Below are 10,506 nucleotides of genomic sequence, written 5' to 3'. Positions count from 1 at the left end.
ATGTTTGTATCTCTAATAAAATTCGTATATTACTTATAAAAATTGATGCGTGAAAATAGATCTGCATAAATAGACTTATATTAGGTTGCAAAGTATGTGATAAAACGAAAAAATAGCTGTTTAAGATATGTTTGTTTATTTAGACATAGTTTTACAGCAATGCGTTATTTTATGTGTTTCTATAGGCTTTTATTTTATTAATATAAACAAAAGGCGACTGCGCTTCATACGCAATCGCCTTAAATGTTTTTATTTTGTAAGTTTTAAAGCAATCGTAAGAATATTTAAAACTTACTACTTAACCCGTTATCATACAGTTGTTGAGTAATTAGACATCTGCTGAAGGAATGGAATTGTAGATGCGCCCCAAGGGAAAATCCACTGGAATAATGCTAATACAATGAAGAAATAAATCAGAATCGAAAGAATCCAACGAATCGCTGTAATACCTGGTTGTATGCGCAAAAGACCGCCAAAAATGCTTGCATCAGGCTTTTTCTTTAATCCAGAATGAATAGCGCGAAGTTCTGGCCATTGCCAAGCAATTGCTCCTGCTACGAAAATCATCATATACACTAATAAAACAACCACCATAACTGGCACTAGTGAAGAAAGACGAGAAACTAGAGATTGTTGCTCATTGTTAATAAACTTCACTTTTCCTTGCTCATCAATAGTAGAAAGTTCTTTTGGAATGCCATCGCTAATCTTTGCCCAATAAGCGAATTTTGCGTAGCTAATCCAGCGATGAGTTGCAGCAGTATACTTAGGTTCGCACGTTGTAAGAGTAAGCATACGTTTTGTTGGTTTCTCACCAGGATGATCAGGATTTGCATCAATAACTTCACCGTGATCTGGTGTAACAATCTTGTAAGAAGTGTACTTATAGACGAACCAATAATCCTTTGTACGAACTACTATTGCGTCGCCAGGCTTCAGTAAGTCTACATCTCCCAATGGCTGACCATAACCATTTCGGTGACCTGCTACTGCAAAATTACCTATTGCACCAGGCATTTGTGTGGTTGGATAATGACCTAAACCACGCTTGCTTAAGATGTCTGGCGTAATGCCTTCTACAACATTTCGTTCCCACTGATTTCCAAAACGTGGTATGTATAAACGAGCTACAAGGTCTTCAGACTTTGGTTTGCTTAAAGCAGGTGGGTCAGTATTCTGTGGTAAAGCAATCTTCGTTTTATCACCAGTTTTTGGGTTTTGCCAAGATATTGCTTGACGTGCCTCTACTTGAGTGTGCTCAGCCTGCTCTCCAGTCCACCACATTTGCCATGCAATGTACAATGCGCAAATAACTGCAAAAGCTATCAACAGTTCGCCAATAATTCCAGCGGCTTGCCACCAGAAATTCGAGCTGCTACGCTTCGTTTTTCCTTCCTGCATATTAGCAGATTGCATAGTGTGCTACTCCTTTATTGATGTATGAAGACTTTGCAACATATTTTATTTGTTTAGCACTTTAGGAACTGTTGCGTACCTTAATGGTTGCAACAAAGCCGATGCTTCAGGGAATCGCAGATTATTCTTTTTCTCCACTTTCCATCCTAATCCAAACGAACTTACATACTCCTTGTAGGTGTGTATGGCTGGTGAATTGTTTAGAGCATCAACCATGCTATCCATTGGACCAATAGCAGATATTTTATACGGTGGCGAGTACTGATGACCTTGCAACATAAGAACGTTACCAATACAAACAACTGCGGAGTTAAATAATACTCGCTGATCCTGAATAGTTATTGCTTCTGCTCCGCCGCGCCACAAAGCATTTACTACAGCTTCAATATCTTGCTGGTGGATTACGTAATCATTAATGGTTCCGGATGTTCCGGAACCATTAACTGCGCCTTTCCATAGAGGAGAGTCGTTGAGAGTTACAACAATTCCAGGTCCTTCAAGTTTTGGAAGTACGGTACTACTTCCAGTATCAGAAGATTCTTTTCCTTCACTAGTGCTGCTACCAAGCGTTTTATTAAGTAAATTAATTTTAGAATCTAAAGATTTTATATCTTCTCGTAAATTTTTTGTGCGCTGTGAATTTCTTTCAACCATTTGACTCGTATTAGAAGTCACAAAAGCAGAGCGGTTTACGCGCAAGTTAAGAACGAATAAATAGCCGGTAAGAAATACTGCAACGGCAACAGCAAAACTGCTTAACAGCGAGTGTTGAGCACGATGTTTCCCAGTTCTCTTAGCCATATTTTATCTTCATCCTTCACGCGTTCGAGTGTAACCACTATTATAGCGTGTAGCCGATTGATTGGAGAGTTACAGTTATGGCTGATGAAGAATTGCACACGACTGCAGCTGACGACGCTGCAAAGAAGAGCGATACGTCAAATGAGAATACTTATGGCGTTCCTATGGACGAAGTTGAAGCAGTGTTGAATGCTACTGCGGATAAAGCAGCGCTTTCTCCACAGATTCAGCAAATGATGCAGAGACAAGCTGAAAATAGGCGACGTGTCGAAGAAAGCATTAAAGGCACAAAAGCTAATGCTGCATGGTTTGTGCCGCTGTTCTGCACATTAATGGTCGTTGGATTAATTTGGGCTGTTGTTTATTATTTGAACCCTGTGCTTCCAATTCCTGGAATTGGTGCATGGAATTTAGTTATTGCATTAGTAATAGTAATGACTGGATTCATTATGACAATGTGGTGGCGTTAGTCTGTAAAACAAACTGCTTAATATGTTTTAAAAGTAGCTATGCAAATGTTGCGTAGCTACTTTTTATTTTGGTGCTGCTACTGCTCGAATAAGTATATGATTTTTATTGCTATCAGTTGTTGCAATAATTCTTGTATTTCCGCCATCTTGTAGGTTTAATTTTTTGCGTAATGCTTCTACAGGTATTGGAAAGTTACGAGTAACAATATTTGCATGAGTGATATCATCAAAAGTTTGTTTTATTTCGCGTTTATTCATGCTGCATATATTTTCAATTTTCCATATTTTTCCTGGAAATTCTGAGTAGTATTCTTCCGATACGTAAACATGACTATTCGCACTGATTTGTTGTATATTGTATTGAGTTTCTAACAATGAAAAACAGCCAGCTTTCATGATTGCTGCATTTGGCTCATAAACGTATTGCGACCATTCTTGCCAGTTATTTATATCTAAATTTTCATATTTTTTATTATTTTCTTCTTTATTATTTAAAACATTTGATTCAGGCTGTATTGATACCTGATTTGTTGAAGTATTGTAAGTTGCTTGTACAACAGTTATCTGATCATCGTTTGCGCAATATACTGGTACTTTTGTGTGCTGAGAGTTGCTGAGTATTATCAATAGTTCCTTGCACTCGTTACTATGTGCGACTATATGTACGGCTTCTACATTGCCACTAAAATCGCTAACTGTTTTGTGCCAATCAAGCATTGGAGAAAGTTTAATAATCACTATTTCTGCTTTAGTGAGCAATTGATTTTTAAGATCTAATACGTTTGGAGTGCAATCTTCAATAGCGTATGTGCGAGATCCTTGTTTGTTACGACGAGCTGGATCGACGTATATTATCGTTGACTTAGGAATATTTTTGAGTGCATCAAGGCTATTGTTGTTGTAGCATTTTACGTTTGTAATACCAAGTGCATTCATATTGTGATGTGCAATGCTAGAAAGTTCGTTTTGCTGTTCAATACAAATAGCAGAATCGAAAACTTCAGACATTATTGCGCAATCAACGCCAAAGCCGCCAGTAAGATCCACAAGTGTGCTACTAAAATTTTCTGAATTTAATTTGTTGAGTAATTCTTTTGCAACATTTGCTTTGTATTGTGCTGTTGATTGAGAAGAACACTGTTCCATAGAAATATGCGCAGGGTATATAACTTCGTTGCAGGAAGCCCATTTCGGTAGTTTTTGTTGCGCAATCTGTCTACCTGCTATTTGGTTAATTGCAAAAGGTATGTCGATATTTGCGTTGCGTGGTGCTTTAAGAGCAGCTTTGCTTGGTGACAATTGTGCGTTTTCTTTAATAAAAGTGAGTGTAGAAGCGTTTGCTGGTTCGATTGTTTTTGGAACTTGAAGTGTAGGCATGAATCTCATTCCTTGTTGAGGTGTAGAAAATTTTAGAGCAAGTAAAGGTTAAAATTATGTAGTCGATAGTTTAGTCCACAAAAAACTTAAATTGTGGATAACTCTTATACACTTGTGCACAGGTTTGAAAAAGGCAAGTTATCAACGTTTGTGATTAACTATGTGGATAACTTATATAGTTGTCACCAATTTAGGCACAACTTATACACAATCCTGTGCACATTGGTGGAAAACTACACACGTGTAATTTAACAAATTATGCCTTCAAACAAAACATTGCACAAGCAGTGAGAATAGCAAATAGTGATACAAAATATACTAAGAAACGCGTATTAAACGAAGCTTTTTTAAGTAGCGGATTTTGTACTCCGAGCAATGCTGCAATTGCAGTACCTGAAATTAAGCCTCCAACGTGTGATTGCCAAGCGATATTAGGTACAATAATTGGCATAGCGAGAGTAATAGCAATCCAAATAATTGTTCCTCGCATGTTTTCTCCTAGTCGCCATTGTGCTACGAGAAGTGCACCTATAAGCCCCATAATAGCTCCCGAAGCACCGTATGAAGCAACGAACCAATTATTAGTGAGTTTGCACCATACGATATCAGCTACGCTTCCGCCAAAGCCGGATATTAAATACAATCCAAAAAACTTCCATTTACCGAAGAATCGTTCTAATTCAACTCCGAGCGACCAAAGACATAGCATATTGAAGAAAATATGGGTTAAATTTGGTGCGTGAACAAACATTGATGTGAACCAAGTCCAAGGTGTTTGTAACGCAGTAATTGGAAGAAACGCAGTATAGCTTATTAGAGTCGAATAATAATTTGGATATGCAAAGTTTAGTACCATTTCCAATATCCAAATAAAAATGCATGAATATACTAAAATGGCTGTGGTTGTGTTAAAACGAAGTCTTATATTATTTAAAATATTTTTAATATCAAAGTTGTGCATATGCTTATGATATCGGTTTTACTTCACAAATTTAATCAATAACATTATTTAAAAAAGATGCAACTCTGAAGAAAAGCAACTATGATAGTTATTACGCGACAAAAAGCGGTATAGATTGTTGACTTGGACGAGCAGGTCAGCTTAACCGGAAAGGAGCCATCATGGAGAACAGATCCTCTGGCGGTTGGAAGTTCTTTGCACTGCTCTTCGGAGCACTGCTCGCAGGTATTGCTGCGTTGTATGTGTACAAGCAGCATAATCCTGATTATGACCCTTGGGAGGAACCATGGGAGAACAGTTCTTCGCCAATTGACCTAGGGTTAGAAAAAGAAGAGAAAGAAGCTAACGATACTCCTGCCGCTGAGGCATAAGTGACATTTGCTTTATACAGTCCAAAATAAAGGCGATTGCGTATATTCGTAGTCGCCTTTATTTGTAATTACTAAAGAATTGTTGCAAACAAAAGCGTTTGTCTTACATGCAATTTAACTAAAATCTACACAAAAAGGCGGAAACTGATTAACAGCCTCCGCCTTTTATTTTCTATGTATTGCTATTGGAGAATACTCAATTACTCAGCAACAGGTGTTGGAAGAGCACCAGTGTGCCAAATGCGATCGAGGTAATCTTCGATAGAGCGGTCAGAAGAGAAGTAACCAGAGTTGGCTACGTTCAAGACTGCCATGCGAGCCCACTTCATTGGATCGCGGTAAGTTTCCTCAATCTGAGCCTGAATATCCATATAAGAGCTGAAGTCAGCCATTGCCATGAAGTAATCATGGGTAAGCCAATCGTTAACGAGTGGCTCATACACGCTCTTGTCGCCGTTGGAGAAGGTGCCGTCAGCAACCATATCCACAGCAGTCTTCAAGCGAGGATCAGATTCATAGTACTTACGGGAGCCGCCGTGATCATAGCCTTCAGCGTAGAGCTTCTCAACCTCGTCAACGGTCATGCCGAAGAGGAAGAAGTTCTCAGCACCAACGCGCTCGCGAATCTCAACATTTGCACCATCGAGAGTACCAACAGTCAAAGCACCGTTCAAAGCGAACTTCATGTTACCAGTGCCAGAAGCTTCCTTACCAGCTTGAGAAATCTGCTCATCCAAATCGGTTGCAGGAATCAAGTTCATAGCAAGTTCAATGTTGTAGTTTGGTGGGAAGAACACTGCGAGCTTGCCCTTGCAAGCTGGGTCGTTGTTCACAACGCGAGCAACATTGTTGATGAGCTGAATCGTAAGCTTTGCCATAGCATAGCCTGGAGCAGACTTAGCGCCGAAGAACACGGTGCGTGGAAGCATCTTGTCTACGTCGATTGTGCCATTCTTGATTCCAGCGTATGTGGAGATAACCTGGAGGATCTTCATGGACTGGCGCTTGTACTCGTGCAAACGCTTAACAATGGTGTTGAACATTGTGTCTGGGTTGATCTCAAAGCCATACTTCTGCTTTGCGAAATCAACGAAGGCAAGCTTGTTCTGCTTCTTAACTTCAGCAAACTTCTTAACGAACGCCTTGTCGTCAGCCAATGGCTTCAAGCCTTCGAGAAGCTCCAAATTACCCTGCCATGCGTCTGTGCCCAAGCCCTCAGTAATAAGAGCAGACATGCGTGGGTTGCTCAAGCGCACGAAACGACGAGGAGTTACGCCGTTAGTAACGTTCTTGAACTTATCTGGGTAAACGCTGGAGAAGTCCTTCAAAGTGACATCCTTCAACAACTCAGAGTGAAGTTCAGCAACACCGTTAACGTAAGAACCGCCGTAGGTAGCCAAGTAAGCCATGCGAACTACAGCACCTTCGCCATTTTCGTCAGCGTCGGTAGCGATGCGCATGCGCTCAACCTGATCCTCAGCAACGCCCTTACCGCGAAGCTCGTTGCGGAACTGCTCGCTAATGCCCTGAATGATTTCAAGGTGGCGTGGCAACAGTTCGCCAATAAGCTTGGCTGGCCAAACTTCCAAAGCTTCTGGAAGCAAGGTGTGGCAAGTGTAGTTGAAGGTCTTGGTGGTGATACCCCAAGCGGTGTTCCAATCGTAGCCGTACTCGTCCATAAGAACGCGCATAAGCTCTGGAATGCCGATAACTGGGTGAGTGTCGTTCAACTGGAAGTTAATCTTGCTTGGGAAGGTAGTGAGATCCGGCTTATCCTGACCTGGGTAGAATACGCGGATTGCATCATGAATAGAAGCAGCTACGAAGAAGTACTGCTGCTCAAGACGCAAAGCCTTACCTTCTGGAGTGGAATCTTCTGGGTAAAGAATCTTAGAAATGTTTTCTGCTGCAACCTGTGGCTTTACAGCATCCAAGTACTCGGACTTGTTGAAGGTGAGCAAATCAAACTCATCGTAAGACTTAGCGGTCCACAAACGAAGAGTATTTACGCGACCAGAATTATAACCTGGAACCATGTAGTCAACTGGTACTGCGCGAACAGACCAAGCTGGCTTCCAAACGCGCTTGCCGTTTTCCTCTACAACTTCACCACCGAAGTTGACGCGCTGGTCACGACCATAATCAATGTGACCCCATGGCTCTTCGTTGCTAAGCCAGTAATCAGGGGTTTCAACCTGCTTACCTTCTTCATCAAAGCGCTGCTTGAAGATGCCGTAACGATACTGGATGCCGTAGCCAAATGCTGGAACGCCAATAGAGGCGAGTGAATCGATGAAGCAGGCTGCGAGACGACCCAAACCGCCGTTACCTAAACCTGGTTCATACTCGGCATCGATAACAGCTTTTGGATCGAAGCCAAGCTTAGTAACAGCCTTATTGAATTGGTCAGTAAGACCAGCGTTCAACAAAGCGTTCTCAAGCTGCTTACCCATCAAGAACTCTGCGCTCAAATAGCCCACAGCCTTGGTGTTGCCATTAACCATGTCATGCTGAGTCTGCATCCAAGAGTCCATCAAGTGACGACGAACTGCGGTAGCAGCGGCAACATACACATCTGCCGTAGTGGCCTGCTCTGGCGTTACACCCTGGGTGTACTTGAGGTGCTCTTGAAGTTCTTTGGCAAATGCCGTCGCAGTAGTTTTGGCTTTCGGCGCGACGTGTTTAGTCATATTTGACTCCTTGTGCCGTTTGATATATTTCCTAAAAGTGTGCAGCCTAAAACTTTGTGTTTAGGCAATTAAACCATCACCATTTTGCAGATAACTTTTGAAGATAACTACAAGAGGCATGTGAATGCACACGATAGCCCCAAGAATACCACAACCTAATCCCTTTAAATATTTGTATATAACGTCTTAATACAAATATATTGCTGAAAGTAGGTTGTTTAGAAGATAATAAAAATATGTCAGTAATACTTGAACGAGATATAAAACGAGGACAATGTGCTTGGCAATTCTGGCGTGAATCTGCTATTAAAGCACTTGGCAATGGCATAGAAGCCATGCAAATAAATAGTAATATTTTAAATATCTCTTTAAACGACGAAGCTTTAGCGGTTAGATATTCGCTATATCTTCTTGAGAATAAAGTGCCTGGGTGCGCAGTAGAAGTAAGGGTTGCGCCTTTTGGTGCAGTAAAAATTTTGGAAGGACCAGCTTCGGATCCGCATAATCTCACACCGCCAGATGTTATTGAACTTGAGCCTAAAGTATGGCTTAGATTAGCGAGTGGTGTTACTAAATGGCATCAGGAACAGGACTTTGGCAACATAAGTGCAATTGGCGAGCGTGATGATTTAAGCGATATTTTGCCGCTGTAAGTTGACTTTATTGTAGCTTAATTGCGTATTTACAGCGTGTATTTACAAATATCCTGGGCAAACAGTATTTCGAATGCCCAGGATACGTAAATAAAATAATTTTAATAAATTTAATTTTTAATTGTCGTGTTTGTGTATGAAGTTTGGAATTGGCATAGGGATATGATGATGCGCTGGCGTGTGCGCTCCCGAGTTTGTAGAAGAGTTTTCGCTGCTAACGGCTTTTGCAGCTGCTTCCGCAGCCCACTTGGCATACTCGTCTAAATCATCTTCGTTTGAAGCATCAACGACATCATTTTCTTGATCTGTGTCATTCTCTTCTGGAAGATATGTATCTTCCTCATAGCTTTCGCTCGACGCAAATGGATCGAAGGATCCTTGTCCGGGTTCGCTGGAATTAAGTTCCTTAGCAAGCTCGTCATAATCCGTATCGGTCGTCAGGTATTTGAGCTTACGGGCAATTTTCTGTTGCTTTGCCTTCTGTCGTCCGCGGCCCATCTGACCCCCTCTAAAAATTAAGTAACAATCAGTTCATCACACAAGAGCGTACCACTTAACCGCAACCGAGTATATTGTCTGTGTAAACTTTTACCATAAAAGCCATATTTTCAGCGTAAAAATACGCACAATTAAGGAGCCTAAAATGCCGGAAGAAGCACAGGTTACAGCTGCTGGTAATGAGATGAGCGCAAGCTTCCTTGCAGCGCGTAAACGTTCAGATGCAACGCTTGAAAAGTTACAAGCTAGCCCTTCGTCTTTTACTATGCTTACTGGAGATCGCCCAACTGGTCGTTTGCATTTAGGACATTATTTTGGATCTATTCGTGAGCGTGTTGCAATGCAGCAGCGCGGAGTAAAAACCAATATTATTATTGCAGATTATCAAGTAATTACTGATCGTGACACCACTGAGCATATTGAAGATAATGTTTTGAATTTAGTGCTGGATTATATGGCTGCCGGAATTGATCCTGAAAAAACAATGATATTTACTCATTCCGCAGTTCCTGCAGCAAATCAGCTTATGTTGCCTTTCCTTTCGCTTGTTACAGAAGCAGAATTACACAGGAATCCTACTGTAAAGTCGGAAATGGAATCATCTGGACATGCTTTAACCGGATTGCTTCTTACGTACCCAGTGCACCAAGCTTGCGATATTTTGTTCTGCAAAGCTAATGTTGTGCCGATTGGTAAAGATAATTTGCCGCACGTTGAAATCACTCGTACAATTGCGCGTCGTTTTAATGAGAGATACGCAAAAAAGAATCCAGTGTTCCCAGAGCCAGCAGCAATTTTGTCTGATGCTCCTGAAATTCCAGGATTGGACGGACGAAAGATGAGCAAATCTTACGGTAACTCGATTATGCTCGGGGCTACTGCCGAAGAAACTGCCAAATTAATTAAGAAGAGTCCAACTGATTCTGAGAGGATGATTACTTTTGATCCAGTAACTCGTCCGCAAGTTTCTGCACTTCTTACTACTGCAGGTTTAGTTACAGGTAGGGATCCTAAAGAGATTGCTGAAGAAATTGGTAACGCTGGTGCTGGCGCATTGAAAGCTTACGTAATTGAAAATGTAAATAATTTCTTGGCACCTCACCGTGAGCGTCGTGCAGAACTTGCAAAAGATATGGATACTGTTCGAGACATTTTGCATGATGGCAATAAGCGTGCAAATGCTATTGCAGAAGAAACGCTTTCCCAAGTGCGAGATGCTATGGGAATGAAGTATTAATTAAATTTCAATAAGTAAATTAATAAAAAATA

10 protein-coding genes are annotated in these 10,506 nt (G+C 41.0%); 4 read left to right on the top strand and 6 right to left on the bottom strand.

The features are described 5' to 3' along the window. Window positions 1-309: 309 nt before the first annotated feature. Both HXT37_RS00270 and HXT37_RS00265 read right to left on the bottom strand, forming a co-directional pair. Window positions 310-1,416 (bottom strand): class E sortase, encoded by a 1,107-nt coding sequence (locus HXT37_RS00270; RefSeq protein WP_004109532.1) that lies wholly within the window; start codon window positions 1,414-1,416, stop codon window positions 310-312. Between the two features lie 45 nt (window positions 1,417-1,461). After that, window positions 1,462-2,217, bottom strand: coding sequence for a DUF881 domain-containing protein (locus tag HXT37_RS00265; protein ID WP_004109529.1), 756 nt, complete (start codon window positions 2,215-2,217; stop codon window positions 1,462-1,464). 77 nt (window positions 2,218-2,294) lie between these two features. Between HXT37_RS00265 and crgA the strand changes: the two genes are divergently transcribed. Further along, window positions 2,295-2,687: a cell division protein CrgA gene (gene crgA / locus HXT37_RS00260; protein WP_004109527.1), complete on the top strand. Its 393-nt coding sequence runs from the start codon at window positions 2,295-2,297 to the stop codon at window positions 2,685-2,687. Window positions 2,688-2,750: 63 nt separating this feature from the next. Here the strand turns inward: crgA and HXT37_RS00255 are convergent, their stop codons facing one another. Together HXT37_RS00255 and HXT37_RS00250 are read right to left on the bottom strand one after the other, a co-directional pair. Beyond that, window positions 2,751-4,064 (bottom strand): THUMP-like domain-containing protein, encoded by a 1,314-nt coding sequence (locus HXT37_RS00255; protein WP_421779528.1) that lies wholly within the window; start codon window positions 4,062-4,064, stop codon window positions 2,751-2,753. A gap of 256 nt (window positions 4,065-4,320) precedes the next feature. Next, on the bottom strand, window positions 4,321-5,025 hold the full coding sequence (locus HXT37_RS00250; RefSeq protein ID WP_004106124.1) for a rhomboid family intramembrane serine protease: 705 nt from the start codon (window positions 5,023-5,025) through the stop codon (window positions 4,321-4,323). 161 nt (window positions 5,026-5,186) lie between these two features. Here HXT37_RS00250 and HXT37_RS00245 point away from each other — a divergent pair, with 161 nt between their 5' ends. Continuing rightward, complete coding sequence (locus tag HXT37_RS00245) at window positions 5,187-5,396, top strand: hypothetical protein (RefSeq protein ID WP_004106126.1); 210 nt, start codon at window positions 5,187-5,189, stop codon at window positions 5,394-5,396. 200 nt (window positions 5,397-5,596) lie between these two features. On the opposite strand, the gene HXT37_RS00240 is transcribed toward HXT37_RS00245, so the two are convergent. Next, complete coding sequence (locus HXT37_RS00240) at window positions 5,597-8,086, bottom strand: glycogen/starch/alpha-glucan phosphorylase (RefSeq protein WP_012913689.1); 2,490 nt, start codon at window positions 8,084-8,086, stop codon at window positions 5,597-5,599. 236 nt (window positions 8,087-8,322) lie between these two features. Between HXT37_RS00240 and HXT37_RS00235 the strand changes: the two genes are divergently transcribed. Continuing rightward, a complete protein-coding gene (locus HXT37_RS00235) occupies window positions 8,323-8,739 on the top strand; it encodes a sterol carrier family protein (RefSeq protein ID WP_004109512.1) in 417 nt (138 codons plus the stop codon). Window positions 8,740-8,856: 117 nt separating this feature from the next. Here the strand turns inward: HXT37_RS00235 and HXT37_RS00230 are convergent, their stop codons facing one another. Further along, complete coding sequence (locus HXT37_RS00230) at window positions 8,857-9,237, bottom strand: DUF3073 domain-containing protein (protein ID WP_004109509.1); 381 nt, start codon at window positions 9,235-9,237, stop codon at window positions 8,857-8,859. Window positions 9,238-9,382: 145 nt separating this feature from the next. Between HXT37_RS00230 and trpS the strand changes: the two genes are divergently transcribed. After that, window positions 9,383-10,474 (top strand): tryptophan--tRNA ligase, encoded by a 1,092-nt coding sequence (gene trpS, locus HXT37_RS00225; RefSeq protein WP_004109506.1) that lies wholly within the window; start codon window positions 9,383-9,385, stop codon window positions 10,472-10,474. Window positions 10,475-10,506 lie beyond the last annotated feature (32 nt).

Source organism: Gardnerella sp. DNF01151, assembly GCF_049244235.1.
GTDB lineage: Bacteria > Actinomycetota > Actinomycetes > Actinomycetales > Bifidobacteriaceae > Bifidobacterium > Bifidobacterium swidsinskii.
The sequence above is the reverse complement of the archived record's forward strand: the minus strand, read 5'-3'. Positions and strand labels throughout refer to the sequence as shown.